The 26,674-nt window shown below is 73.0% G+C and carries 22 protein-coding genes and 1 rRNA gene; 18 read left to right on the forward strand and 5 right to left on the reverse strand.

The features are described 5' to 3' along the window. The 3 genes from rrf to ACIPPS_RS24610 all read left to right on the forward strand — a co-directional run. Window positions 1-91: ribosomal RNA gene (gene rrf, locus ACIPPS_RS24600) — 5S ribosomal RNA — on the forward strand; the annotation flags it as partial. Window positions 92-304: 213 nt separating this feature from the next. Beyond that, window positions 305-1,618, forward strand: coding sequence for a hypothetical protein (locus ACIPPS_RS24605; protein WP_401435866.1), 1,314 nt, complete (start codon window positions 305-307; stop codon window positions 1,616-1,618). Beyond that, entirely contained in the window at window positions 1,615-2,370 is a 756-nt protein-coding gene (locus ACIPPS_RS24610) for a hypothetical protein (protein WP_401435868.1), read from the forward strand. Before ACIPPS_RS24605 ends, ACIPPS_RS24610 begins: the two co-directional genes overlap by 4 nt. Window positions 2,371-2,425: 55 nt before the next feature. Here ACIPPS_RS24610 and ACIPPS_RS24615 read toward each other — a convergent pair whose 3' ends face one another. Continuing rightward, window positions 2,426-3,700, reverse strand: a complete 1,275-nt coding sequence (locus ACIPPS_RS24615) for a DUF1015 domain-containing protein (protein ID WP_401435871.1) — start codon at window positions 3,698-3,700, stop codon at window positions 2,426-2,428. Between the two features lie 82 nt (window positions 3,701-3,782). On the opposite strand from ACIPPS_RS24615, the gene ACIPPS_RS24620 reads away from it, so the two are divergent. The 4 genes from ACIPPS_RS24620 (at window position 3,783) to ACIPPS_RS24635 (ending at window position 8,030) form a co-directional block, all read left to right on the forward strand. Next, a complete protein-coding gene (locus tag ACIPPS_RS24620) occupies window positions 3,783-4,907 on the forward strand; it encodes an HAD hydrolase-like protein (protein ID WP_401435874.1) in 1,125 nt (374 codons plus the stop codon). Window positions 4,908-5,038: 131 nt separating this feature from the next. Then, window positions 5,039-6,094 (forward strand): FecCD family ABC transporter permease, encoded by a 1,056-nt coding sequence (locus ACIPPS_RS24625; protein WP_401435876.1) that lies wholly within the window; start codon window positions 5,039-5,041, stop codon window positions 6,092-6,094. Further along, a complete protein-coding gene (locus ACIPPS_RS24630) occupies window positions 6,091-7,140 on the forward strand; it encodes a FecCD family ABC transporter permease (protein ID WP_401435879.1) in 1,050 nt (349 codons plus the stop codon). The genes ACIPPS_RS24625 and ACIPPS_RS24630 overlap by 4 nt, the downstream gene beginning before the upstream one ends. Window positions 7,141-7,196: 56 nt before the next feature. Beyond that, window positions 7,197-8,030: an ABC transporter ATP-binding protein gene (locus ACIPPS_RS24635; RefSeq protein WP_401435882.1), complete on the forward strand. Its 834-nt coding sequence runs from the start codon at window positions 7,197-7,199 to the stop codon at window positions 8,028-8,030. Window positions 8,031-8,091: 61 nt separating this feature from the next. Here ACIPPS_RS24635 and ACIPPS_RS24640 read toward each other — a convergent pair whose 3' ends face one another. Continuing rightward, a complete protein-coding gene (locus tag ACIPPS_RS24640; protein WP_401435885.1) occupies window positions 8,092-8,439 on the reverse strand; it encodes an SCP2 sterol-binding domain-containing protein in 348 nt (115 codons plus the stop codon). A 43-nt stretch (window positions 8,440-8,482) separates the two neighbouring features. Between ACIPPS_RS24640 and ACIPPS_RS24645 the strand changes: the two genes are divergently transcribed. The 6 genes from ACIPPS_RS24645 to ACIPPS_RS24670 all read left to right on the forward strand — a co-directional run bounded on the left by ACIPPS_RS24645 (window position 8,483) and on the right by ACIPPS_RS24670 (window position 14,878). Further along, entirely contained in the window at window positions 8,483-8,920 is a 438-nt protein-coding gene (locus ACIPPS_RS24645; RefSeq protein ID WP_401435887.1) for a hypothetical protein, read from the forward strand. Between the two features lie 7 nt (window positions 8,921-8,927). After that, the gene (locus tag ACIPPS_RS24650; RefSeq protein ID WP_401435890.1) at window positions 8,928-9,743 is read left to right on the forward strand and encodes a TlyA family RNA methyltransferase; all 816 of its coding nucleotides are present in this window, start codon (window positions 8,928-8,930) and stop codon (window positions 9,741-9,743) included. After that, a complete protein-coding gene (locus ACIPPS_RS24655) occupies window positions 9,740-10,657 on the forward strand; it encodes an NAD kinase (RefSeq protein WP_401435892.1) in 918 nt (305 codons plus the stop codon). Before ACIPPS_RS24650 ends, ACIPPS_RS24655 begins: the two co-directional genes overlap by 4 nt. A 177-nt stretch (window positions 10,658-10,834) precedes the next feature. Continuing rightward, a complete protein-coding gene (gene recN / locus ACIPPS_RS24660; RefSeq protein ID WP_401436827.1) occupies window positions 10,835-12,553 on the forward strand; it encodes a DNA repair protein RecN in 1,719 nt (572 codons plus the stop codon). A 342-nt stretch (window positions 12,554-12,895) separates the two neighbouring features. Continuing rightward, entirely contained in the window at window positions 12,896-13,699 is an 804-nt protein-coding gene (locus ACIPPS_RS24665; RefSeq protein WP_401435895.1) for a hypothetical protein, read from the forward strand. A 90-nt stretch (window positions 13,700-13,789) separates the two neighbouring features. Continuing rightward, on the forward strand, window positions 13,790-14,878 hold the full coding sequence (locus ACIPPS_RS24670; RefSeq protein ID WP_401435897.1) for a glycosyltransferase family 4 protein: 1,089 nt from the start codon (window positions 13,790-13,792) through the stop codon (window positions 14,876-14,878). A 300-nt stretch (window positions 14,879-15,178) separates the two neighbouring features. Here ACIPPS_RS24670 and ACIPPS_RS24675 read toward each other — a convergent pair whose 3' ends face one another. Further along, window positions 15,179-16,801, reverse strand: coding sequence for a PucR family transcriptional regulator (locus ACIPPS_RS24675; RefSeq protein WP_401435899.1), 1,623 nt, complete (start codon window positions 16,799-16,801; stop codon window positions 15,179-15,181). A gap of 161 nt (window positions 16,802-16,962) precedes the next feature. Here ACIPPS_RS24675 and ACIPPS_RS24680 point away from each other — a divergent pair, with 161 nt between their 5' ends. Then, window positions 16,963-18,483 (forward strand): APC family permease, encoded by a 1,521-nt coding sequence (locus tag ACIPPS_RS24680; RefSeq protein ID WP_401435902.1) that lies wholly within the window; start codon window positions 16,963-16,965, stop codon window positions 18,481-18,483. Window positions 18,484-18,508: 25 nt separating this feature from the next. After that, complete coding sequence (locus ACIPPS_RS24685; protein WP_401435905.1) at window positions 18,509-20,134, forward strand: flavin monoamine oxidase family protein; 1,626 nt, start codon at window positions 18,509-18,511, stop codon at window positions 20,132-20,134. 41 nt (window positions 20,135-20,175) lie between these two features. Here ACIPPS_RS24685 and ACIPPS_RS24690 read toward each other — a convergent pair whose 3' ends face one another. Continuing rightward, window positions 20,176-21,564 carry an FAD-binding oxidoreductase gene (locus ACIPPS_RS24690; RefSeq protein ID WP_401435908.1) on the reverse strand — a complete coding sequence of 463 codons (1,389 nt, stop codon included), beginning with the start codon at window positions 21,562-21,564 and terminating at the stop codon, window positions 20,176-20,178. A gap of 84 nt (window positions 21,565-21,648) precedes the next feature. Then, on the reverse strand, window positions 21,649-23,451 hold the full coding sequence (locus ACIPPS_RS24695) for a glycoside hydrolase family 15 protein (RefSeq protein ID WP_401435910.1): 1,803 nt from the start codon (window positions 23,449-23,451) through the stop codon (window positions 21,649-21,651). Window positions 23,452-23,692: 241 nt separating this feature from the next. Between ACIPPS_RS24695 and ACIPPS_RS24700 the strand changes: the two genes are divergently transcribed. The 3 genes from ACIPPS_RS24700 to ACIPPS_RS24710 all read left to right on the forward strand — a co-directional run bounded on the left by ACIPPS_RS24700 (window position 23,693) and on the right by ACIPPS_RS24710 (window position 26,467). Further along, a complete protein-coding gene (locus tag ACIPPS_RS24700) occupies window positions 23,693-23,911 on the forward strand; it encodes a hypothetical protein (RefSeq protein ID WP_401435913.1) in 219 nt (72 codons plus the stop codon). 197 nt (window positions 23,912-24,108) lie between these two features. Further along, entirely contained in the window at window positions 24,109-25,758 is a 1,650-nt protein-coding gene (locus ACIPPS_RS24705) for a CTP synthase (RefSeq protein WP_401435915.1), read from the forward strand. A 79-nt stretch (window positions 25,759-25,837) separates the two neighbouring features. Further along, window positions 25,838-26,467: an NUDIX domain-containing protein gene (locus ACIPPS_RS24710; protein ID WP_401435917.1), complete on the forward strand. Its 630-nt coding sequence runs from the start codon at window positions 25,838-25,840 to the stop codon at window positions 26,465-26,467. Window positions 26,468-26,674 lie beyond the last annotated feature (207 nt).

Here is a 26,674-nt window from a genome sequence, read left to right on the forward strand (position 1 = left end):
GCCCGGTTACATTCCGAACCCGGAAGCTAAGCCTTTCAGCGCCGATGGTACTGCAGGGGGGACCCTGTGGGAGAGTAGGACGCCGCCGAACAATCTTTCAGGACCCTTGGTCCCAGCGTTCATGCTGGGACCAAGGGTCCTTTTTGTTTTTCCTTGATTTTTTCGCAGCGCGTCGGGGTGCCGGCTGCGCGAGAATGACTGCAGCACCCGAAGACAGGAGTCACGTCGATGTCCACCAACTCTCCCGACGACCGTCCGGAGCGCGAGCCGCGTCGCAGGGACGGCGGCGAGCGGGGCGGCTTCCGTGGCCCGCGTCGTGACGACAACCGCGGTGGCGGCGGTGGCGGCTTCCGCCGTGACGACCGTCCGCGCGACGACCGCCGCGACGACCGTCCGTCGTTCCGTCGCGACGACCGTCCCCAGCGGGATGACCGTCCCCAGCGTGACGACCGTCCCCGTGATGACCGTCGCGACGACAACCGTGGTCGCGACAACCGCGGTGGCGACAGCCGCGGTGGTGACAACCGTGGTGGTTTCCGTCGGGACGACAACCGTGGTGGTGGCGGCTTCCGCGGTGGCGACAACCGCGGTGGCGGCGGTTTCCGTCGGGACGACAGCCGGGGTGGTGACAACCGCGGTGGCGGTTTCCGTCGGGACGACAACCGTGGCGGCGACAGCCGTGGCGGTGGCTTCCGTCGGGACGACAACCGTGGTGGCGGCGGCTTCCGTGGTGGAGACAACCGCGGTGGCGACAACCGCGGTGGTGGTTTCCGCCGTGACGACCGTCCGCGCGACGACCGTCCCTCCTTCCGCCGTGACGACCGTCCGCGCGATGACCGCCGTGACGACAACCGTGGTGGCGGCTTCCGCCGTGACGACCGTCCGCGCGACGACCGCCGCGACGAGCGTCCGTCGTTCCGTCGGGACGACCGTGACAATCGCGGTGGTGACAACCGTGGTGGTTTCCGTCGGGACGACAACCGTGGTGGTGGCGGCTTCCGTGGCGGCGACAACCGCGGTGGCGGCGGTGGCGGCTTCCGCCGTGACGACCGTCCGCGCGACGACCGCCGCGACGAGCGTCCGTCGTTCCGTCGCGACGAGCGCCCGCGTGATGACCGCCGCGACGAGCGTCCCCCCTTCCGCCGTGACGACCGTCCGCGCGACGACCGGGGTGGCGACAACCGTGGTGGCGGCTTCCGTCGCGACGACAACCGGGGTGGAGACAACCGCGGTGGTGGTTTCCGCCGTGACGACCGTCCCTCCTTCCGCCGTGACGACCGCCGTGACGAGCGTCCGTCGTTCCGGCGTGACGACCGTCCGCGTGACGACCGGCGTGACGACCGTCCGTCGTTCCGTCGGGACGACCGGCGCGACGACCGTCCCCGTGACGACCGGCGTGACGACAACCGGGGTGGCGGTGGCTTCCGTGGGCCCCGGCGTGACGACAACCGTGGCGGCGGCTTCCGTCGCGACGATCGTCCGCGCGACGACAGCCGGGGCGGGTACCGCGGGCGTGACGACCGTGACCGGCCCGACCGGGCGCCGATCAAGCGGCTGCCGATCCCGCCGGAGGTCACCGGCGAGGAGATCGACGACGATGTGCGCCAGGAGCTCATGAGCCTGCCCAAGGGGCTGGCCGAGGACGTCGCTCGTAACCTCGTGATGGTCGCCGACCTGATCGACGAGGACCCGGAGCAGGCGTACGCGTACTCGCGTATCGCGCTGCGGCTCGCGTCGCGTGTCGCCGCCGTGCGTGAGGCCGCCGGCTTCGCCGCGTACGCCACGCAGAAGTACTCCGAGGCGCTGGCCGAGTTCCGGGCCGCCCGGCGGATGACCGGTGGTGTCGAGCTGTGGCCCGTGATGGCCGACTGCGAACGTGGCCTGGGCCGGCCCGAGCGGGCGCTCGCCATGGCCGGTGAGCCCGAGGTGCAGAAGCTGGACAAGGCCGGGCAGGTCGAGATGCGGCTCGTCGCCGCCGGTGCCCGTCGCGACATGGAGCAGCTGGAAGCCGCCATCGTGACGCTCCAGAGCCCCGAGCTCGCGTCCAGCGCCGTTCACCCGTGGACCGCGCGTCTGCGGTACGCCTACGCCGACGCGCTCCTCGCGGCCGGTCGTGAGGCCGAGGCCCGTGAGTGGTTCGCCAAGGCGCTGGAGGCGGACAAGGACGGGGCCACGGACGCCTCCGACCGTCTCGCCGAGATGGACGGTGTCGAGTTCGTCGACGCCATCGACGAGGACGAGGACGAGGACGCCGACCGGGGTTCCGACGTCGTCGATGACGATGCCGATGCGGACGACGTCGACGTCGATGTCGCCGACGAGGCGGGACACGGCGACGAGGACCTCGACGAGCGGGACGACCGCGACTGATCGTGTGGCAAAGGGCGGCACCCCCTTCCGGGGGTGCCGCCCTTTTTCCATGCCCTCAGTCGATCGCCAGGCTTCTGAGCACCAGGCCCGTGGCCGGTTTCGGGCCGAAGGACGTCGACTTGCGGGGCATGGTGACGCCTTGTCGTGCCAGGTCCCGTACGACGTCCTCGCGTACCGGATGCATGAGCACCGCCGTACCGCCCCGGCGTTCCGCCTGGGCGACGGCCGCCTCGGTGTCGTGGATGTAGCTGATGTCGTCCGGGGCGTCCGGGATGCTCCAGAGGTGGTCGAGGAGCGTGGCGTGCAGCACCGTAGCGTCCAGGGTGCGCCAGGCCTGCGGGCGGTCCGTCGGGATCGTACGGGCCAGGAGGTCCGGGGCGGGCCGGTCCACCAGGTGGAAGGTGCCGTCGCCGGCGAGGAGGAAGGCGTTGCCTTCCGAGACGGCGGAGGCCAGGGACTCCATGGCTTCCGGGAGGCCCGCGTCGATCCTGCGGATCCGGAAGTCGTCGCCGAGGGCGGCGAGGGCGTCCGCGACCGGGAGGCGGTGGAGCAGGCGGTGGATGGCGCGGACGCGGAGGGGGTAGCGGGCCGTGTCGATGAGCAGGACGAGGCCGTAGTTCCAGGCGCCTGGACCGGCGTGCTCCTCGCGCAGGCGCAGGTACGTCGCCCAGCGGTGGTGGCCGTCGGCGATCAGCGCCTGGTGCTCCGCCAGGCCGGCGGAGACCGCGGCGAGTTCGGCGGGGTCCGTGACCGCCCAGAGGCGGTGGCTGAAGCCGTCCTCCGTGGTGGTGTCGAGCAGGGGCGTGCGCAGGACGGTGCGTTCGACGACGTCCGCCGCTCCGTTGCCGTTGCCCCGGTAGGTGAGGAGGAGCGGCTCGAAGTTGGCGGCGGTGGTCCGCATCAGGGCGGCGCGGTCCTCGACGACGTGCGGCATGACGTCCTCGTGGGGAAGCACGATGCCCTCGGCCGGGGTGGAGAGTTCCAGGGCGCCGATGACGCCGCGCTGGAGGATGTCGCCGCTGCTCTGTTCGTACACATAGAGGGCGGGCTCGGGGTCCGGCGCGAGGACGCCGTCCGCGAGCCAGCGGTCGAGGGTGGCGGCGGCCTTGCGGTGGCGGGTGCCCGGGCTGACGGCCTGCGGCAGGATCAGCCGGACGATGTTGTGGGGGTCGGCGGACTCCAGGTGGTGCAGTCCGTCGGGCCGGACGACGACGTCGTACGGGGGAGAGGTCACGGCGGCCAGGCTGCCGACCCGTTCGGGGACGTATCGAAGTCCCCGGAACGGGACCAGGTGCAGACCGTCGTTGGCCGCAGGACCGCTGGTGTTCATTGAGCAATCGTAAGTGTGCGGTGGCAATGAGCGATGATCGGGGGAGCGGGGACGGCCGACAGGTGAGGAGTGTGTGGTGGGCATGGGCGACGGAGGTCAGGGTGGCCGGGGCGGGTCTGCCGGAACCGGTGGGCGGCCCAGGAGGCTGCTCGGCGGGAGCGCGGCCGCGCTGAGCGAGGCGTACGACACGGCACTCCTCGATCTCGACGGTGTCGTGTACGCGGGTGGTGAGGCGATCGCGCACGCCGTCGACGCGCTGGCGGCGGCCCGGGACGGCGGGATGCACCTCGCGTACGTCACCAACAACGCGTTGCGGACGCCGGACGCGGTGGCCGCGCACCTGACCGAGCTGGGCGTGCCGGCGGAAGCCGGGGACGTCATCACCTCGGCGCAGGCGGTCGCGCGGCTCATCGCCGACGAGGTGCCCGCCGGTTCCCCGGTGTTGGTCATCGGCGGCGAGGGGCTTCGGGTGGCGCTGCGCGAGCGGGGTCTGGAACCGGTGGAGTCGGCGGACGTGACGGGACTTGCCGCGGTGGTCCAGGGGTACGGGGGGCCGGACATGCCGTGGTCGCGGTTTGCGGAGGCGGGTTACGCGGTGGCGCGCGGAGTGCCGTGGTACGCGTCGAACACGGACCTGACGATCCCGGGGGCGCGGGGGATCGGGCCGGGGAACGGGGCGGCGGTGGAGGTCGTACGGATCGCCACGGGCGGTGTCGTGGAGCCGAAGGTGGCGGGGAAGCCGCTGCCGCCGATGCATCGGGAGACGGTGCTGCGGACGGGCGCGGAGCGACCGTTGGTGGTCGGGGACCGGCTGGACACCGACATCGAGGGGGCGTTCAACGGGGGCGTCGACTCGCTGCTGGTGTTCACCGGGGTGACGGACGTGCCGCAGCTGCTGGCGGCGGTGCCGGAGCACCGGCCGACGTATGTGGCGGCGGACCTGCGGGGGCTGTTGACCGGACAGCCGGATGTGGTCGAGACGGAGGGGGCGTTCGTGTGTGGGGGGTGGCGGGCGTCGGTGAGCGGGGGCTCGCTCGTTCTGGAGGGGGAGGGTGACGCCGGCGGGGGTGCTGTCGGTGATGCCGCCGAGGGCGGGTTGGACGTGATGGACGGGGTGCGGGCGCTGTGCGGGGCGGCGTGGTCGGAGGCGGGGGCGGGGGCTTGCGGACTGGACGCGGGGAAGGCGTTGGAGCGGTTGGGGATGTGAGGCCCGCTGCCCGCGGGGGTGCTCCCGGGGGTGCTTCGGGGCGCTCGGGAGGGCCGTGGGACCCGTGAGTGCCGTGGTGCTCGGGAGGGCCGTGGGGCTGGGGGGAAGATAGGGTAGGTTAGCCTAACCTCGTGTTGGTTGAGAGTTCCTCCCGAGTGAGCGCGGAGGCTGCGGAGACCCCTCAGACGAAGGTGCGCAGGCGGTCCCTGCGGGCCCTCGGCCTGCTGGTGGGGCTCGTGGTGCTGCTGCTGGTCTGTGTTCTGAGCATCATGGTCGGTGCCAAGCCCGTGCCCCTCGGCGATGTGTGGCATGGGCTGTTCCAGAACAGCGGGACCGGGAACGACGTCATCGTCCACGACGTCCGGGTTCCCCGGACACTGCTCGGACTCCTGGTGGGAGTCGCCCTCGGCCTCTCCGGGGCCGTCATGCAGGGCCTCACCCGTAACCCGCTCGCCGAGCCCGGCCTGCTCGGGGTGAACGCCGGTGCCGCCGCGGCCGTCGTCTCCGCCATCGCGTTCCTCGGGATCACCGATGTCGACGCCTATGTCTGGTTCGCGTTCCTCGGTGCCGCCGTCGTCTCGGTCGTCGTGTACGTCCTCGGCGGCAGCCGGAGCGCCACCCCCGTACGCCTCGCGCTCGCCGGAACCGCCGCCACCGCCGCGCTCTACGGGTACGTCAACGCCGTCCAGCTGCTCAACTCCGCCGCCCTCGACCGGCTCCGCTTCTGGACCGTCGGCTCGCTCGCCTCCGCCGACATGGACACCGTGCGCCGCGTCGCGCCCTTCATCCTCGTCGGCGTCGTCCTCGCCCTGCTGATCTCCCGGCCGCTCAACGCCATGGAGATGGGCGACGACACCGCCCGCGCCCTCGGCGCGCACCTCAACCGCACCCGGGTCCTCGCGATGGTCGCCGTCACGCTGATGTGCGGCGCCGCGACCGCCGCCTGCGGGCCGATCGTGTTCCTCGGGCTGATGGTCCCGTACCTCGTACGCGCCGCCACCGGGCCCGACATGCGCTGGATCCTCCCGTACGCCGCCGTCCTCGCACCCGCCCTGCTCCTCGGCTCGGACGTGATCGGCCGGCTCGTGGCCCGTCCGGCCGAGCTCCAGGTCGGCATCGTCACCGCGCTCGTCGGCGGACCCGTCTTCATCCATCTCGTACGCCGCAAGAGGATGGCCCAGCTGTGACGTCCAAGGCCGCCCCCACCCGCGCGATACGGACCGGTGGCGGGTTCTCCGTACGGTACGAGCCGCGCGTCGCGTTCGCCGTGTCGGCGCTGCTCGTGCTCACCCTCGCCGCCGGTGTCGTCCTCATCGGCAGCGGAGACTTTCCCATCGCCCCCGGCGACGTCGTCGCCACCCTCCTCGGCGACGGCACACCCGTCCAGGAGTTCGCCGTGATGGACCTGCGGCTGCCGCGCGTCCTCGTCGCCGTCCTCGTCGGCGCCGCGCTCGGCGTCGGCGGTGCCGTCTTCCAGTCGATCTCCCGCAACCCGCTCGGCAGCCCCGACGTCATCGGCTTCGGCCAGGGCGCCACCGTCGGCGCGTTGGGCGTCATCGTCCTGTTCCAGGGCAGCGCCATGGCCGCCGCGGGCGGAGCCGTCGTCGGCGGCCTGATCACGGGCGCGGTGATCTACCTCCTCGCCTGGAAGCGCGGGATCCACGGCTATCGGCTCGTCCTCGTCGGCATCGGCGCGGCCGCGATGCTCACCGCCGTCATCCACTTCCTCATCACCAAGGCCAACCTCGTCGACGCCACCCGGGCCACGGTCTGGATGACCGGGTCGCTGGAGGGGCGCGACTGGGCCCAGTTCTGGCCCCTGTTCGCCGTCTGCTGCGTCCTGATCCCGCTGATCCTGGGCCACGGGCGGGCGCTGCGGATGCTGGAGATGGGCGACGACTCCGCGTACGCCCTCGGTGTGCGGGTCGAGCGGACCCGCATCGTGCTGATGACCTGCGCCGTCGTCCTCGTCGCCGTGGCCACCGCCGCCGCCGGGCCCATCGTCTTCGTCTCCCTGAGCGCCCCGCAGCTGGCCCGCCGGCTGACCCGCTCGCCCGGCCCCAACCTCGCCGCCTCCGCCCTCATGGGCTCCGCGCTGCTGCTCGTCGCCGACTGGACCGCGACCAACGCCTTCGGCGACCGGCAGCTGCCGGTCGGCGTCGTCACCGGTGTGCTCGGCGGCTGCTATCTGCTGTGGCTGCTCGTCACCGAACGCAAGGCGGGACGCATATGACGCACCCGGCGCGTCGTACGACCGATCCGCACGAGAAGAAACCCAGGAGCACCCCCATGGACCGTCAGGCCCAGCGGCTCAGCGCCGAGTCGGTCACCCTCGCCTACGACCAGCGGGTCATCGCCCGTGAGCTGACCGTCGCGATCCCCGACAACTCGTTCACGGTCATCGTCGGGCCCAACGCCTGCGGGAAGTCGACGCTCCTGCGCGCCCTCTCCCGGATGCTCAAGCCCTCCGAGGGCCGGGTGCTCCTCGACGGGCAGAGCATCCACACGATGCCGGCCAAGAAGGTCGCCCGGACCCTCGGCCTGCTGCCCCAGTCCTCCATCGCCCCCGACGGGATCACGGTCGCCGACCTGGTGGCCCGCGGCCGCTACCCCCACCAGGGGCTGCTGCGCCAGTGGTCGCCGGAGGACGAGCGGGTCGTCCAGGAAGCGATGGGGTCGACGGGCGTCGCCGAACTGGCGGAGCGGTACGTCGACGAGCTGTCCGGCGGCCAGCGCCAACGGGTGTGGATCGCGATGGCGCTCGCCCAGCAGACCCCGCTGCTGCTCCTCGACGAGCCCACGACCTTCCTCGACATCCAGCACCAGATCGATGTCCTCGACCTGTGCGCCGAGCTGCACGAGACCCAGGGGCGGACGCTCGTCGCCGTCCTGCACGACCTCAACCACGCGGCCCGGTACGCCACCCACCTGATCGCCTGCCGGGACGGTGAGGTCGTCGCGGAGGGCCCGCCGTCCGAGGTCGTCACGGCCGAGCTGGTCGAGCGGGTCTTCGGGGTCCGCTGCCAGGTCATCGAGGACCCGGAGACGGGAACGCCGCTGGTCGTGCCGGCCGGGCGCAAGGCGCGGGATCGGCGTGTGGCGCGGCCGGCGCTGCAGAAGTGAGGGTCGCTCAAGGAGTGGTGCGCAGGGTCGGGAGTGATCGCGGCTAGAGAAGTGAGGGTCGCTACAGGAGTGCGCGCAGTTTCAGCAGGTCGCGCAAGCCGGCCTCCAGCTTGACCCGGCCGGAGGCCCAGGCCTTCGCGAAGTTCAACTCGCCCGCCACCATCGCCACCAGGTCGTCGCCCGTCATCGCCAGGCGGATCTGCGCCTTGGCGGGCGGCGGGCCCGGCACGGTGTCCTGGACCCGGATCCGGCCGTCCGCGAGGCGGCCGGTGAACGTCGTGTCGAGGTCCGTGATGTGGCAGCTCAGGCTGCGGTCGAGCGCGGCGGCGCTCCGCACCTCGCCGTCGGCGCGCGAGAGATTGTCCGAAAGTCTGTCGAGTGCGCTGCGGCACTCCTCGATCGTGGCCATCGCCGTCGACGGTACCCCAGAGCTTCGCGATAGCGTCGGGCGCATGAGCGACATGACGGACGCAGCGGCGGGGGCGGGTCGGGAGGCGGAGCCGCAGGCGGGGCGGGACGCGGAGGCCGTACGGGAGGGGCGAGGGACGGGCGCGGAGGCTGTACCCGAGCGGGGGACGGGCGCGGAGGCCGTACGGGAGGGGAGCGCGGGCGCGGAGGCCGTACCGGAGCCTGGCGCGGAGGTCGGTTTCGAGGCTGTCGCGCCGGCGCCCCTCGGGGTCGAGCGCGCGCCCACCGGCCGGCTCGGTGTCGACGCCCTCCTGGAGCGGCTGGCCGACGCCGACCGCCTTTCGGCGGACGGACACCTCGAGGTGTACGAGGATGTACACCGTGGACTGCGCGACGAGCTGACCTCGCTCGACGCCGTCCACCCCGGACCGACACCCGTTCCCGGTGCCGGACCGACACCGCCGTACGACCTCAGGAGCTGAACCGAACGTGGCAGGAGTGGCACGCCGCCGTCTGGACGCCGAGCTGGTACGCCGCGAGCTCGCCCGCTCGCGCGAGCACGCCAGCCAGCTGATCGCGGCGGGGCGGGTGAGCGTCGGCAAGACGGTCGCGACCAAGCCCGCCACCCAGGTCGAGACGGCCGCGGCCATCGTCGTCGCCGCCGACGACAGCGACCCGTCCTACGTCTCGCGCGGCGGCCACAAACTGGCCGGTGCCTTCGCGGCCTTCGTCCCGCGTGGGCTGACCGTCGAGGGCCGCCGGGCGCTGGACGCCGGCGCGTCGACCGGCGGGTTCACCGACGTCCTGCTCCGGGCGGGAGCCGCGCAGGTCGTCGCCGTCGACGTCGGCTACGGGCAGCTCGCCTGGTCGCTGCAGAGCGACGACCGGGTCGTCGTCAAGGACCGGACGAACGTACGCGAGCTGACGCTCGACGCGATCGACGGTGTCCCCGTCGACCTCGTCGTCGGCGACCTCTCCTTCATCCCGCTCGGCCTCGTGCTCCCCGCGCTGGTGCGCTGCACCGCGCCCGACGCGGACCTCGTGCTCATGGTCAAGCCGCAGTTCGAGGTCGGCAAGGAACGGCTCGGTACCGGCGGCGTGGTGCGCAGCACCCAGCTGCGGGCCGATGCCGTGAAGAACGTGGCGCGCCGCGCGGGCGAACTCGGGCTCGGGGTCCTCGGCGTGACCGCCAGCCCGCTGCCCGGCCCCTCCGGCAACGTCGAGTACTTTCTGTGGCTGCGGGCAGGGGCGCCCGCGCTGGATCCGGCGGATGTCGACCGCGCCGTGGCGGAGGGACCTCGTTGAGCTCAACGACCGCACCACCTGGTAGCCGTACTGTCTTCCTGCTCGCGCACACCGGCCGGCCGGCCGCCGTGCGCAGCGCCGAACTCGTCGTCCTCGGGCTGCTGCGCAGCGGGATCGGCGTCCGCGTCCTGGAGGCGGAGGCGGCCGACCTGCCGCTTCCGCCGTCCGTGGAGACGGTCCCGGAGGCGTGCAGCGACGCCCTGGAGGGCTGCGAGCTGCTCGTCGTCCTCGGCGGCGACGGGACCCTGCTGCGCGGCTCGGAGTTCTCGCGGGCCTCCGGTGTCCCGATGCTCGGCGTCAACCTGGGACGCGTCGGCTTCCTCGCGGAGGCCGAGCGCGACGATCTGGACAAGGTCGTGGACCGGGTCGTGACGCGGGCGTACGAGGTCGAGGAGCGGATGACCCTCGACGTCGTCGTGTACGAGAACGGTGACGTCCTGCACCGGGACTGGGCGCTGAACGAGGCGGCCGTGCAGAAGGTCTCCCCGGAACGGATGCTGGAGGTCGTACTCGCGATCGACGGCCGGCCGGTCACCGGGTTCGGCTGCGACGGCGTGATCTGCGCGACCCCGACGGGTTCGACGGCGTACGCCTTCTCGGCCGGCGGGCCGGTGATCTGGCCCGAGGTCGAGGCGCTGCTCATGGTGCCGATCGGAGCGCACGCGCTGTTCGCCAAGCCGCTGGTGACGACGCCGGAGTCGGTGCTCGCGGTGGAGGTCGAGCCGCACACGCCGAACGGCGTGCTCTGGTGTGACGGCCGCCGGACGGTGGAACTCCCGGCGGGCGCACGGGTCGAGGTCCGGCGCGGTGCGGTGCCGGTACGGCTCGCCCGGCTGCACCACGCCTCCTTCACGGACCGGCTGGTGGCGAAGTTCGCGCTCCCGGTGTCGGGGTGGCGGGGCGCGCCGCACTGAGCGGGGCCGGGCCCGGGGGCGCCGTGTCGACGTGTGGGGCGCGCTGCTCCGGGTCGGGGGCGGCCCCACCCCCACGGGTGACAGCTGTCCGTCCGACCTGCGGATTCGCCCCGTTCGGGCAGGGGCCGTCGCACAGGTGGGGCCGGACCTCGTAAGGTCGTCCCCGTGTTGGAGGAGATGCGGATACGGTCGCTCGGGGTCATCGACGACGCGGTGGTCGAGCTGTCGCCCGGTTTCACCGCGGTGACGGGTGAGACCGGTGCGGGCAAGACGATGGTCGTGACCAGCCTGGGGCTGCTGCTCGGCGGGCGTGCCGACCCCGCCCTGGTGCGGATCGGCGCCGGTTCGGCCGTCGTCGAGGGGCGGATCACGCTGCCCGAGGGCTCGGCCGCCGCCGTGCGCGCCGAGGAGGCGGGCGCCGAGCTGGACGACGGCGCGCTGCTCGTCAGCCGGACGATCTCCGCCGAGGGCCGCTCTCGGGCCCATCTCGGCGGGCGTTCGGTGCCGGTCGGGCTGCTGGCCGAGCTCGCCGACGAGCTCGTCGCGGTCCATGGCCAGACCGACCAGCAGGGCCTGCTCAAGCCGGCCCGGCAGCGCGGCGCGCTCGACCGGTACGCGGGCGAGGCCGTCTCCGTACCGCTGGCCGCGTACGCGGACGCCTACCGGCGACTGCGGGCCGTGGTGGCCGAACTGGACGAGATCACCACCCGGGCCCGGGAGCGGGCCCAGGAGGCCGATCTGCTGCGCTTCGGGCTCGGCGAGATCGAGGCCGTCGAGCCGCTGGCCGGGGAGGACGTCGAGCTGGCGGCCGAGGCGGAGCGGCTCGGCCATGCCGAGGCCCTCGCCTCCGCGGCCGCGCTCGCCCACGCGGCGCTGGCGGGCCAGCCGGAGGACCCGGAGGCCGTCGACGCGACGACCCTGGTCGCGGGGGCCGGGCGCGCCCTGGAGGCCGTACGCGCGCACGATCCGGCGCTGGCCGCGCTCGCGGACCGGACGGGCGAGATCTCGATCCTGCTCGCCGACGTGGCCGGGGAGCTGGCCGGGTACGCCGACAACCTGGACGCGGACCCGCGGCGGCTCGCGGTCGTCGAGGAGCGGCGCGCGGCGCTGACCCAGCTCACCCGGAAGTACGGCGAGGACGTCGCCGCGGTGCTGACGTGGGCGCAGCAGAGCGCGGCCCGGCTCACCGAGCTGGAGGGCGACGACGAGCGGATCGGCGAACTGACCGCCGAGCGGGACGCGCTGCGGGCCGAGCTGTCCGTCCTCGCGCAGGCGCTCACCGACGCCCGTACGGAGGCTGCGGCCCGGTTCGCCGACGCCGTCACCGCCGAACTGGCCTCGCTCGCCATGCCGCACGCGCGCGTGTCGTTCGCGATCAGCCAGACCGAGGACCCGGACGGGGTCGAGGTGGGCGGTCGCGCCGTCGCGTACTCGCCGTCCGGTGCCGACGAGGTCGAACTGCTGCTAGCCCCCCACCCGGGCGCGCCGCCCCGGCCGATCGCGAAGGGCGCGTCCGGGGGTGAGCTGTCCCGCGTGATGCTGGCGGTCGAGGTCGTCTTCGCGGGGACGGACCCGGTGCCGACGTACCTCTTCGACGAGGTCGACGCGGGCGTCGGCGGCAAGGCGGCCGTGGAGATCGGTCGCCGCCTGGCGAAACTCGCCAAGACCGCTCAGGTCGTCGTGGTCACCCACCTTCCGCAGGTGGCGGCGTTCGCCGACCGGCAGCTGCTGGTGGAGAAGACCAACGACGGTTCCGTGACCCGGTCCGGTGTCACCGTCCTGGAGGGCGAGGACCGCGTCCGCGAACTGTCGCGGATGCTGGCGGGCCAGGAGGACTCGGAGACGGCCCGAGCACACGCGGAGGAACTGCTGGCGACGGCTCGGGCGGACGGCTGAGACTCTCCGGCCGAAGGGCGACGGGGCGGACGGTGCCGCGCACGAGGCCGGACGACGTTTGACGGTGGTCTGACGGCGGACTCCCGCGCGTCCGTTCGTCCCCGGCCCGCTCGCTCGCGACCGTAGCCCGTCTCCGGCCCCCCGCGTCAGAGCGTGGACAGCCGCGCCGCCGCCCCCGGCCGACCGGGACCGGACTCGCCCGCGGCCCGGCGGCGCGAGCGACGGTCGGCCGCTTTCTGCGCGCGGGGCCGCAGCTCCAGCTTCGGCGTCTGATCCTGCTCAAGCCGGTGCCTGTACGCAGAGTGACAGAGGGCACTGACAACGGCGCCGTAGGCTGACGGCGTGATACCGAAGCAGGGCAGGGCGGTCAGGGTGGCGGGGGCCTTCGGGCTCGCGGTGGGGACGACGCGGGTGGTCTACCGGGGGCTGCGGCGGTCCCGCTCAGCTCCTCGGCGACGGCCGCGTGCTGCCGGCGGCGTGCGCTGGGAGCGGACCAACCACGCCGGGCGGACGGTCGATCTGTACGCGGGGCCCGCGGTCGTGGTCGGTTCGGTCGTCGGCGCGGGCAGCGGCCCCGCGGCGCTCGCCGCGCTCGTGGCGGGGGCCTGCGGGGCGTACGACGACTGGAAGGGCGACCACCGGCGGGGGTTCCGGGCGCACCTCGGGGCGCTGCGCGGTGGCGAGGTGACCAGTGGGACCGTGAAGCTCGTCGGGATCGGTGCGGCCGGGCTGGTGGCGGGCGCGCTGCTCAAGGAGCGGCCCGTCGACAAGGTTCTCGCGGGCATCGTGATCGCCGGGACCGCGCACGTCGTCAACCTCGTGGACGTCGCGCCCGGCCGGGCCGCGTTGACGGTGCTCGGGATCGGAGCGCCCGGGCTGCTGCGCGGGTCGGTGGCGGCCGCTCCGATGGGCGCGGCGGCGGCCGTCCTCGCCGACGACCTCGGCGAGCGGACCATGCTCGGCGACACGGGCGCGCACGCGCTCGGCGCGGCCGTCGGCAGCGCGATCGCCGCCGGGAACGGGCGGTTCGGGCTAGTCGTCCACGCGGCCGTGCTTGTCGCGGCGGCGGTTCACGGCGAGCGACGCGACGGTGCCGGTCGGCCGGAGGCCGCGCGGAGGCCGGCGCCCGCGCGCTCACCCATGTGAGTGATAGCGGGCGGCGAGTTGAGGGCCCGGACACGGCCACGACGGGGCTTCGGTGCCGGAACGTGCGTACGGACTGGCATCCTTGGGCGCGTGACACAGCTCCGTACGGTCCAAGTGCTGGGCGGCGGCAGCGCGGGCAGTAGCGCTCACGTCCGATCACTTGCCTCGGGGCTCGTGGCGAGAGGTGTGCGGGTGACCGTGTGCGCCCCGGCCGAACTCGACCGCGCCTACGACTTCCTCGGTGCCGGCGCGCACTTCGTGCCCGTGCCGCGCCGCAACGACCCCGCGACGGTCGCGCAGCTCCGGAACGCGTGCGTCGGCGCCGACGTCGTGCACGCCCACGGGCTGCACGCCTCGGTGCGGGCGACCCTCGCGCTGTCGGGCGCCGCGGTGCGGGGGCCCGCCCTCGTGACGACCTGGCACACCCGCAACCACGTGGACGGAGCGCGCGGGGGGCTGTTGCGGCTGCTGGAACGGAGGACCGCGCGGGCGGCGGCCGTTGTCCTCGGGACCTCTTCGGAGCTGGTCGACCGGGCGCGGCGGCGCGGGGCGCGGGACGCGCGGCTCGCGCCGGTGACGGTGCCCGCGTCGAGGGCGCCGGTCTGCCTGCACGACGGCAAGGCACGGGCGGAACTGGGGGCGGTCGACCGGCCGTTGCTGATGGCGGTCGGGGCGCTCGTGCCGGAGCGGGGCTACGGACTGCTCCTCGACGCGGCGCGCGAGTGGCGGGACATGGACCCGCAGCCGCTGCTGGTGATCGCGGGGGAGGGGCGCGAACGGGCGGCGCTGCAGCGGCGTATCGAGGCCGAGGGGCTTGCCGTGCGGCTGATCGGCCGCCGGGACGACGTGGCGGAGTTGCTTGCGGCGGCGGACGTGGCGGTCCTGCCGTCGCGGTGGGAGGCGCGTGCCCTGCTGGCGCAGGAGGCCCTGCGGCTCGGTGTGCCGCTGGTCGCGACGGCGGTGGGTGGCGTGCCCGAACTGGTCGGTGACGCGGCCGAGTTGGTGCCGTGGGGCGACGCGCCCGCGCTCGCCGCGGCGGTGCGGGGGCTGCTGGAGGACACGGACCGGCGCATGGACCTGGCGGCGGCGGGCCGGGTACAGGCGCGGACGTGGCCGACGGAGGACGAGACCATCGCCCACGTGCTGAGCGTGTATGACGAGTTGGCGGGGCGGCGCTGAGCGGGTGCGGCGGGTTGGTGGGGCGGCGGCGTTGAGCGGGTGCGGCGGGGCGGCGGCGGGGCGGCGGCGCTGAGCGGGTGCGGCGGGGCGGCGGCGGGGCGGCGGCGCTGAGCGGGTGCGGCGGGGTGGTGGGGCGGCGGCGTTGAGCGGGTACGGCGGGGTGGCGGGCGGCGCTGAGCGGGTACGGCGGGCCGGCGGGCGGCGCTGAGCGGCCCCGGCCGGTTGGTGGGGCGGCGCCGAGTGGGGGCGGGGCCGTTCCACCCCACCCCCGCTGCCCAGCCGGCCGCCTGTCCCGTTCCCCTACGGCGTGTGGCGTCTCGCGCGGAGGGCCAAGGAGAGGGCCAGCACCGTTTGCGGGTCGTCCAGGTCCGTGCCCAGGAGTTCCGAGATCCTCGCCAGGCGGTTGTAGAGGGTCTGGCGGTTGAGGTGGAGTTCCCGGGCCGTCTCGGCCTTGCGGCCCGCGTGGGCCAGGTAGGTCTCCAGGGTGGGCAGCAGCGGCGGGCGGGACGTGCCGTCGTGGGTGCGGAGGGGGCCGATCGCCCGGTCCACGAAGGCCGCGAGGTCCGGGTGGTCGCGCAGGCGCCAGAGGAGCAGGTCGATGTCCAGGCGCCGCGCGTCGTACCAGGGGCGGTCCGAGAGGCCCTGAGCCGCCGTCGCCGTCTCGCCCGCGTGCCGCAGGGACGCCGCCGCCGCCGCCCAGCCGCCCGCCACGCCCACCACGACCACCGGCGGATGGCCGCCCCCGCGCTCCAGGCCCGCCCGTTCCACACCCGCCCGCAGCGCCGCCGCCACCCGGTCCGCCACCGCCGTACGCTCCGACTCCGAGCGCAGGCCCAGCAGCAGCGGCACCCGGCCCTCCACGGGCCGGACGCCCAGCAGGGCCGGGACGCCCACCGAGGACAGCTCCTCCAGGACCGCCCGCGCCAGCAGCGCCCAGTTGCCCGACGGGGACAGCTCCGAGGCCAGACGCATCACGACCGGGAGCAGCGGGCCGTCCCCCGGGCGGAAGCCCAGGACACGCGCCTGCGCCGGGGCGTCCTCCGGCGTGATGCGGCCCTCCGCCAGGTCCGTCAGGAAGTCGCCGCGGCCCCGCGCCGCCAGCTCCTCCTCCTGCCGCGCCTGCATCAGGACGACCGCCAGGAGGCCCGCCGCCCGTTCCGCCGCCATGCGGTGCACCTGGGACAGGGGACCGTCGACCGCGAGGAGGACCAGCCGCGCGCGGACCGCGCCCGTGCCCGGGCCTCCTCCCGGCACGTCCACCAGGACCGCGCCCGTCGGCGGGCCCGACTCGCGTGCCGCCCGCTGGCCCCGCAGGCCGTCCCACACCTGGAGCGGATCCGCCGGGCCCGACTCCGTACCCGCCGCGTACAGCAGTTGGCCGTCCGCCGTCTCCAGGAAGACCGGGTTCGCCGTGAAGTCCGCCAGGATGCGCAGCACCTGCGGCACCCCGCCGCCGCCCAGCAGTGCCTCCGTGCACTGCCGGTGCACCTCCTCGGCCTGCCGCAGCAGCGCGTAGTGGCCGTTGACGATCTCGGTGTGGACCTCCTCCGTGACCGCCACGAACGGCACTTCCCGGTGCAGCTGCACCAGCGGCAGGCCCGCCGCGCGCGCCGTCTCCACGATCGTCGCCGGCAGCCGGGAGAAGCGCGGGCCCAGCTCCACGACCAGCGCCGCGATGCCCCGGTCCGCGAGCCTGCGCACGAACGCGCGCTGCTCGGCCGGGCGCGTACCGAGGCCGAGGCCCGTCGTCAGCAGCAGCTCGCCGCCCTTGAGCAACGACGCGATGTTCGGGACCTCGCCGGCGTGCACCCAGCGCACGGTCCGGTTCAGCCGGTCCGCGCCCGCGACCACCTCCGGGAGGCCGCTGCGGAGTCCGGGCAGCTCCAGCGCCCGCTGCACGGTGGTCCCGCCCTGACTGTCCATGGAGCCGGACGCTACCGCCGTCGCTGTTTCGGCGACATCACCTGATGGTCACGGGAGTCGACAGTTCGTCCGAACCGTCGACAACTCGTCGCCCCGTTGGGCCAATTGCGCGACCGCATGTCGATTGTGGCGTACGTCACGCCGGAGGATCCTCTCCGGCCATGGCAGACAACCCCCTCCCCGCGGTGCAGCGCCTCAAGGCGAACTCGGTCGGCGTCGTCGGCGTCGTCTTCATGGCCGTCGCCACCGCCGCCCCGATCACCGCGATGACCGGCAACCTCCCCATCGCCGTCGGCTTCGGCAACGGCGTCGGTGCGCCCGCCGGATATCTCTTCGCGACCCTGGTCCTGACCGTCTTCTCGGTGGGCTACGTGGCCATGGCCAAGCGGATCACGGCCGCCGGCGCCTTCTACGGCTACATCTCGCACGGCCTCGGCCGGATCGCCGGAATGGCCTCGGGCATGCTCGCCGTCCTCGCGTACATCGTCTTCGAGGCCTCGATCGTCGGCGTCTTCGCCTACTTCACCAAGACCACGGTCGCCGATCAGCTCGGTGTGGACCTGCCGTGGATCGTGTACGCGGCGGCGATGCTCGCCGTGACCGCCGGCCTCGCCTACTTCGACATCAACCTCACCGCCAAGGCGCTCGGCGTGATGCTCATCGCCGAGATCGCGGTGCTCTTCGCCGTCGCCACCGCCGTCCTGGTCGCCGGCGGCGGCCCGGACGGCATCCCGGTCGAACCCATCAACCCGAAGAACGCCTTCACCGGCGCCTCCGCCGGTCTCGGCCTCTTCTTCGCCTTCTGGTCCTGGGTCGGCTTCGAGTCGACCGCGATGTACGGCGAGGAGTCCCGCGACCCCAAGCGCGTCATCCCCCGTGCCACCCTGATCTCCGTCGTCGGCGTCGGCCTCTTCTACATCTACGTCTCCTGGATGACGATCGCCGGCAACGGGCTCGGCGGGTCCGTGAAGCTGTCGTCGTCCGCGAACCCGCTCGACCTGTTCTTCGCCCCCACCCAGTCCTTCATCGGCGCCTGGGCCGTCGACGCCTTCCAGTGGCTGCTGCTCACCGGCTCCTTCGCCTGCGGCATGGCCTTCCACCAGTGCGCCTCCCGCTACCTCTACGCCATCGGCCGCGAGGGCTTCCTCCACCCGGCCCTCGGCCGCACGCACCCCAGGCACGGCTCGCCCTACATCGCCTCCTACGTGCAGAGCGCCATCGCGGTCGTGCTGGTCGGCGCCTTCTGGCTCACCGGCCAGGACCCGTACATCCACCTCTACACCCTGCTCGCGATCCTCGGCACCATGGCCATCCTGATCGTCCAGACCCTCTGTTCGTTCGCCGTCATCGGCTACTTCCGCAAGAACCACCCCGAGGACCGGCACTGGTTCAGGACCCTGACCGCGCCCCTGCTCGGTGGCGCGGGGATGACCGCCGTGGTCGTCCTGCTGATCATGAACATGGAGACCGCGGCGGGGCTCGCCGCCGACTCCCTCCTCTTCAAGGCGATTCCGTGGATCGTCGGAGCGGTCTTCCTCGGTGGCCTCGGCCTCGGCTGCTACCTCAAGGTCAGACGCCCCGAGCGTTACGAGATCATCGGCCGGATCGTCCTGGAGGACGCGACCGAGCGCGGTGCCGACGAACCGAGCGCCCCCGCCCCCACCGCCGTACCGCAGAGCTGACACCCTCACCCTCCAGGAGCGCCCCATGGCACGCACGCATCCGATGCACCTCCTGAACCGCCTCGCCGCCGAGCACGCCGACGCCCGTCGGCTCGGCGTCCCCGTCGACGAGCTGAGAGGGATGAGGTCCGACCCGGTCGGCCGCCGCTCCCTCCTGAAGTACGCCGCCGCGACCGGGATCGCCGTCTCCGCGGGCACCGCCGTCTCCCGGCCGGCCGTGGCGCGGGCCGTGACCCCCGCGCGGGTCGCGGTGATCGGCGCCGGGATCTCCGGCCTCACCGCCGCCCTCACCCTCCAGGACGCGGGAGTGAGCCCGACGCTCTACGAGGCGGAACCCTCGCGCGTGGGCGGCCGTATGTGGACCCAGCGGAACCACTGGGCGTACGGGCAGACCTCCGAGATCGGCGGGGAGCTCATCGACACCAGCCACAAGAAGATCCTGGAGCTCTGCCGCCGCTTCGACCTGCCCACCGAGGACTTCCTCGGCGGCGGACCCAACGGCGCGGAGGAAGTCCTCTGGTTCAACGGCGCGTACTACCCGCGCCACCAGGCCGACGAGGACTTCAACGCCGTCTACCATTCCCTGCGCCGCGACCTGTCTGAGGCGGGCGAGGTGCTCTGGAACCGGTCCACGCCCACGGGAACCGCCCTCGACAACATGTCGGTCCACGAGTGGATCGAGTCGAGGGTCCCCGGCGGCCACTCCTCACCGCTCGGCCGCTTCATCGACGTCGCGTACAACGTCGAGTACGGCGCCGACACCACCGAGCAGTCCTCGCTCGCCCTCGTCCTGCTCATGGGCTACCAGACCAATCCGGGCAACTTCAACATCTGGGGCCTGTCCAACGAGCGGTACCACATCACCGGCGGCAACGACCGGCTCCCGAACGCCATCGCGGGCGCTCTCGCCCCCGGCACCCTGCGCCGGGGCTGGTCCCTGACCGCCGTACGGGCCAACGCGGACGGCACCCAGACCCTGACCTTCACCGAGGCCGGCGCCACCCGCACCGTCGTCGCCGACCACACGATCCTCACCGTCCCGCTGCCCGTCCTCCAGCGACTGGACCTCACCCAGGCCGGCTTCGACCCCCTGATGAGGAACCTGCTGCGGGACGCCCGGATGGGGCACTGCACCAAGCTCAACATGCAGTTCGGCACCCGCCCGTGGCGCGGCACCGGCGCCTGGCCCGGGATCTCCGCCGGTGACTGCTTCACCGACAGCGAGGTCCAGCAGACCTGGGACACCACCAAGGTCCAGGGCGGCACGGGAGGCATCCTCATCCAGTACAACGGCGGCAGCCTCGCGAAGGCCCTCACGCCCGCGGGACCGTTCTCCACCGAGTCCGACCCCTACGTACGGAGCCTGGTGACCCGGTACCTGGGCGGTATCGACGCCTTCTTCCCGGGCACCTCCCGGGCGTACACCGGCCGAGCCCAGCTCTCCGCCTGGCACCGCAACCCGAACGCGCTCGGTGCCTACTCCTGCTGGCCGGTCGGCTACCTGCACCGCTACGCCGGGTACGAGGGCACCCCGCAGGGCAACGTCCACATCGGCGGCGAGCACTGCAGCTACGACTTCCAGGGCTTCATGGAGGGCGGCGCCACCGAGGGGGAGCGGGCCGCGCGGGAGGTGATCGCCGCTCTGAGGTGAGTCGGCCGAGGTGAGCCGGTCGGCCGGGGCGGCGGGGCGAGTCAGCCGGCCGGGACGATGTTGTGGTTGAAGCGGAAGACGTTGTCCGGGTCGTACGTGGCCTTCACGGCGGCGAGCCTGCGGAGGTTCTCCGCGCCGAAGCCCGCGACCACCCGGCCCTCGCCCTCGGCGCCGATGAAGTTGAGGTACACCGCCCCCGTCGACCACGGCCGCATGTCGGCCCGTACGTCCCGGACCCACTGTCTCGCCCGCTCGTCGTCCGCCGGATCCACCCAGGTCGCGAACGGGTGGACGGCCCAGGGCGCCGAGCGCCACGGGATCGGGTGGTCGGCGGGGCCGGCCGCCACCGCGCCACCCATCATGAAGAGCACGTGCTGGGTGGCCGTGGGCAGCGGGATCCGGGCGGCGCGTGCGCAGAAGGCGTCCACCGCCTCGTCCGGGAGGCCGTTCAGATACTCCGCCGACCAGTAGTTCCGCAGGCCCGGCGGGTCGTCGATCATGCACTGGAGGTCCGCGTACGCGATGTTCGAGACCATCTCGATCGCGGGCCCCAGAGCGATCAGCGGAGCCGCGAGCTCCCGGACCTCGTCGACCGGGCCCGCGCAGGTGAGCATCGTGCCGCAGAGCAGCCGGCCGACGAGGCGCTCGGGGACGAACGGCTCGGGCGGCGCGGGGAGGTAGATGATCCCGCCGCCCACCTCGTCCGGCGCGCCCGCCGCGAGGTCGCGGAAGGTGCGGATCACCTCCGGCGCGGACTCCGGCAGGAAGAACAGCATCGCGAAGCTCATCTCGGGCAGCTCGTGCAGTCGCAAGGTGAGCGAGGTCGCCACCCCGAAGTTCCCGCCGCCGCCGTGCAGCGCCCAGAACAGCTCGGGACGCGTCTCGGCGTCCGTGTGCACGTGCTTGCCCTCAGCGGTGATCAGCTCCGCGGCGAGCAGGTTGTCGCTGGCGAGGCCGAACTTCCGCTCGAGCCAGCCCGATCCGCCGCCCAGGGTGAAGCCGCCCACGCCCGTCGTGGAGACCCGGCCGCCGGTGGTGGCCAGCCGGAAGGGCTGGGTCGCGCGGTCGAGGTGGCCCATCGTCGCGCCGCCCTCGACCCGGGCCGTCAGGTTCTCGGGGTCGGCGACGACCGCGTGCATCCGGCGCAGGTCGACGACGAGACCGCCGTCGACGAGGCACGAGCCGGCGACGCTGTGCCCGCCGCCGCGCACCGCGACGGGCAGCTCGGTCTCCCGGCCGAAGACGACCGCGTTGCCCACGTCCTCAGCGGTCGCGCACTGGGCGATGACGGCGGGACGTCGGTCGATCATGCCGTTGTGGATCTTCCGGGCGTCGTCGTAGCCCGGATCGCCGGGCACGCACACCTCGCCGGCCAGGTCCTCACGCAGTCCGGCCAGCGCCGCCGGCGGAACGCCGATCTGGGGAGCCATGGGTGAGCCCCCCTTCCTGAAGGGGGGACGGGGCCCTCTCAGCCTATTCCGGCGTGCCGGAACACGCGCCTCGTACGGTGCCCCTCAGCCGCCGTACGCCCCGCTCGCCGTCAGGCGCAGGGCCGTGTCGATCAGCGGGACGTGGCTGAACGCCTGCGGGAAGTTCCCCACCTGGCGCTGGAGCCGCGAGTCCCACTCCTCGGCGAGGAGCCCCAGGTCGTTACGGAGCGCCAGCAGGCGTTCGAAGAGCTTGCGGGCCTCGTCGACCCGGCCGATCATCGCCAGGTCGTCGGCGAGCCAGAACGAGCACGCCAGGAACGCGCCCTCGTCGCCCTCCAGACCGTCCACGCCCGCGTCCTCGCCCGCCGTCGGGTAGCGCAGGACGAAACCGTCCGCGGTGGACAGCTCGCGCTGGATCGCCTCGATCGTGCCGATCACGCGCTTGTCGTCCGGCGGCAGGAAGCCCATCTGCGGGATGAGCAGCAGCGAGGCGTCCAGCTCCTTGGAGCCGTACGACTGGGTGAAGGTGTTCCGCTCCTTGTCGTAGCCCTTCTCGCAGACGTCCCGGTGGATCTCGTCGCGCAGCTCGCGCCAGCGCTCCAGCGGGCCGTCGGCGTCCCCGGACTCGATGAGCTTGATCGTGCGGTCGACCGCCACCCACGCCATGACCTTCGAGTGCACGAAGTGCCGGCGCGGCCCGCGGACCTCCCAGATGCCCTCGTCGGGCTCGTTCCAGTGGGTCTCCAGGTAGCGGATCAGCTTGAGCTGGAGCAGGGAGGCGTAGTCGTTGCGGGACAGGCCCGTCATGTGCGCCAGGTGCAGCGCCTCGGTGACCTCGCCGTAGACGTCCAGCTGGAGCTGGTTGGCCGCGCCGTTGCCGACCCGGACCGGGCCGGAGTTCTCGTAGCCCGGCAGCCAGTCCAGCTCCGCCTCGCCGAGCTCCCGCTCGCCCGCGATCCCGTACATGATCTGGAGGTTCTCCGGGTCGCCCGCGACGGCGCGGAGCAGCCAGTCCCGCCAGGCGCGGGCCTCCTCGCGGTAGCCGGTGCGCAGCATCGACGACAGGGTGATCGCCGCGTCGCGCAGCCAGGTGTAGCGGTAGTCCCAGTTCCGTACGCCGCCGATCTCCTCCGGCAGGGAGGTGGTCGGCGCCGCGACGATGCCGCCGGTCGGCGCGTACGTCAGCGCCTTCAGCGTGATCAGGGAGCGGACCACGGCCTCCCGGTACGGGCCGTGGTACGTGCAGTGCTCCACCCAGTCGCGCCAGAAGTCCTCGGTCGCCTCCAGCGAACCCTCCGGGTCCGGCAGGGCGGGCGCCTCCTTGTGCGAGGGCTGCCAGCTGATGGTGAAGGTGACCCGGTCGCCCGGCGTGACGGTGAAGTCCGAGTACGTCGTGAGGTCCTTGCCGTGCGTCTCGGCGTCCATGTCCAGCCACACCGAGTCGGGGCCCGCGACGGCGACCGTGCGGTCGCCGACCTTGTGGACCCACGGCACCACGCGTCCGTAGCTGAACCGCATCCGCAGCGCGGAGTGCATCGGCACCCGGCCCGAGACGCCCTCCACGATCCGGATGAGTTGGGGCGCCCCGTCGCGCGGTGGCATGAAATCGGTCACCCGGACCGTGCCGCGCGGGGTGTCCCACTCGGACTCCAGGATGAGCGAGTCGCCCCGGTAGCGGCGGCGGTCCGCGGGCGCCGGGGGAGCGCCGTTGGGGCCGGCAGGACCGACCCGCCAGAATCCGTGTTCCTCGGTCCCGAGGAGTCCCGCGAAGACGGCGTGCGAATCGAAGCGGGGCAGGCAGAGCCAGTCGACACTGCCGTCCCGGCAGACCAGGGCGGCGGTCTGCATGTCTCCGATGAGTGCGTAATCCTCGATGCGCCCGGCCACGTGCTCTCTCCAGATCGAACGGCCACGTCCACCCCGAGGGGGTGGTTACTACAGGTCAACGGTCAACGGATGTTGACGATCGGCGGCGAGTGTCCGAGCAGGATACGACGCGTTCCGACACGCTCTCGTAACGCCGTTGCGCTGATCGGGTGAGCATCCCTTGACATGCCGCTCGTCACCCGGCCCAGACGCCGCTCCTCCCCGGCCTGACGCCGATCATGCCCCGGCGTCCACGCTGATCATGCCTCGGCTTCCACGCCGATCCCGCCCGGCGCAGCGGGAGCTCCTGTCCCGCTTCACACCGATCATGCCCCGGCTGTCGACGGCGCTGCTGTCCGCCTTCACACCGATCATGCCCCGGCTGTCGACGGCGGCGCTGTCCCGCCTCCACGCCGATCACGCTCCGGTGGCCGTCGACGCCGCTGTCCCGGCGCGGTCGGCGCGCCCGGAGGGCGCGTAGCCGTCCGTGCGCGCCCGACTGCCCCGTGTGGCCGGAAGCGGTCTCCCGATGTCGCTGATACCCTGGTACCCCGTGGACCGGTGGGAAACGGCGACAGCCGAGGACCCCGCAACCGCAGCGACGGCACCCCCCGATTCTTCCGGAGGGCACGCCGGAACGCACCTTCAGAACGCGACCACGGGAGCCCCCTCTTGGCGATGCCGCCCAAAACCACGACGACCAAGCACATCTTCGTCACCGGGGGTGTCGCCTCCTCCCTCGGGAAGGGCCTGACCGCCTCCAGCCTGGGTGCGCTCCTCAAGGCGCGGGGCCTGCGGGTCACGATGCAGAAGCTCGACCCGTACCTGAACGTCGACCCCGGCACGATGAACCCCTTCCAGCACGGCGAGGTGTTCGTCACCAACGACGGCGCCGAGACCGACCTGGACATCGGTCACTACGAGCGCTTCCTCGACGTCGACCTCGACGGCTCGGCCAACGTCACCACCGGCCAGGTCTACTCGCAGGTCATCGCCAAGGAGCGGCGCGGCGAGTACCTCGGCGACACCGTCCAGGTCATCCCGCACATCACCAACGAGATCAAGTCCCGGATCCGCCGCATGGCGACCGACGACGTCGACGTGGTCATCACCGAGGTCGGCGGCACGGTCGGCGACATCGAGTCGCTCCCCTTCCTGGAGACCGTCCGTCAGGTCCGCCACGAGGTCGGCCGCGACAACGTCTTCGTCGTGCACATCTCGCTGCTGCCCTACATCGGCCCGTCCGGCGAGCTGAAGACCAAGCCGACCCAGCACTCCGTCGCCGCCCTGCGGAACATCGGTATCCAGCCGGACGCCATCGTGCTGCGCGCCGACCGCGAGGTCCCCACCGCCATCAAGCGCAAGATCTCGCTGATGTGCGACGTGGACGAGGCCGCCGTCGTCGCCGCCATCGACGCCAAGTCGATCTACGACATCCCCAAGGTGCTGCACACCGAGGGCCTTGACGCGTATGTCGTGCGCAAGCTCGACCTGCCCTTCCGTGACGTGGACTGGACCACCTGGGACGACCTGCTCGACCGCGTCCACAACCCGGAGCACGAGGTCACCGTCGCGCTCGTCGGCAAGTACATCGACCTGCCCGACGCGTACCTCTCGATCACCGAGGCCATGCGGGCCGGTGGCTTCGCCAACAAGGCGCGGGTCAAGGTCAAGTGGGTCACCTCCGACGACTGCAAGACCGCGGCCGGCGCGGCGAAGCAGCTCGGTGACGTCGACGCGATCCTGATCCCCGGTGGCTTCGGCGACCGCGGTGTCAACGGCAAGATCGGCGCCATCCAGTACGCCCGTGAGAACAAGGTGCCGCTGCTCGGCATCTGCCTGGGCCTGCAGTGCATCGTGATCGAGGCCGCCCGGAACCTGGCCGACATCCCGGACGCCAACTCCACCGAGTTCGACGCCGCGACCGCCCACCCGGTCATCTCGACCATGGAGGAGCAGCTCGCGTACGTCGAGGGCGCCGGCGACCTCGGCGGAACGATGCGCCTGGGCCTGTACCCGGCGAAGCTCGCCGAGGGCTCCATCGTGCGCGAGGTCTACGACGACCAGCCGTACGTGGACGAGCGTCACCGCCACCGCTACGAGGTGAACAACGCCTACCGCGCGGAGCTGGAGAAGAAGGCGGGCCTCGTCTTCTCGGGCACGTCCCCGGACAACAAGCTCGTCGAGTACGTCGAGTACCCGCGCGAGGTGCACCCGTACCTGGTCGCGACCCAGGCCCACCCGGAGCTGCGCTCGCGTCCGACGCGTCCGCACCCGCTCTTCGCCGGCCTGGTGAAGGCGGCCGTGGAGCGCAAGACGGGCAAGTAGGACGACGCGTTAACGTTGCCGGGGTACGCAGGCCTTACCAGGCCGGTACCCCGGCTTTCGTGTGTGTGGGAGGACGAACATGGAGTTGCAGGACACCCCGCAGGAGTGGCGGGTCGTCGCGACGACGACGCCGTTCCAGGGAAACAAGACGAGTGTCCGCACGGACGACGTGGTCATGCCCGACGGCGCGGTCGCGCGCCGCGACTACCAGGTCCACCCCGGCTCGGTGGCGGTCGTCGCGCTCGACGACGAGGACCGGATGCTGGTCCTGAAGCAGTACCGGCACCCCGTGCGGGAGAAGCTCTGGGAGATCCCGGCCGGGCTGCTCGACGTACCGGGGGAGAACCCGCTGCACGCGGCGGAGCGCGAGCTGTACGAGGAGGCGCACGTCAAGGCGGAGGACTGGCGGGTCCTGACCGACGTGTACACGACGCCCGGTGGCAGTGACGAGGCGGTACGGATCTTCCTGGCGCGGGACCTGTCGGAGGTCCAGGGCGAACGCTTCGAGGTCGCGGACGAGGAGGCGGACATGGAGCTGGCCCGGGTCCCGGTCGCCGACGTCGTGCGGGGCGCGCTGGCGGGGGAGCTGCACAACAACTGCCTGGTGGTGGGCGCCCTCGCGCTGACGGCGGCGCGGGCGGAGGCCGGAGGGCTCGAGGCCCTGCGCCCGGCCGACGCGCCGTGGCCGGCCCGCCCGTTCAGCACGTAGCGCCGACCTCGACCGCCTGGGTCGCGGGCAGGCGGTCCGTACGGCGGCGGGAGCCGCCGTGCGACGTCCGGGGCCCCGCCGCCCAGCGGGACGACTGCCCCCGCGGTCGGCGGCCGAGGCCGGCCCGCCGGCCGGCGGTCGGCGGGCGGGCGTGCGGTCGACGGGCGTGCGGTCGGCGTGCGGTCGACGGGCGTGCGGTCGACGGGC

This window comes from Streptomyces sp. NPDC090127 (assembly GCF_044746945.1).
In the GTDB taxonomy this organism is placed as follows: domain Bacteria; phylum Actinomycetota; class Actinomycetes; order Streptomycetales; family Streptomycetaceae; genus Streptomyces.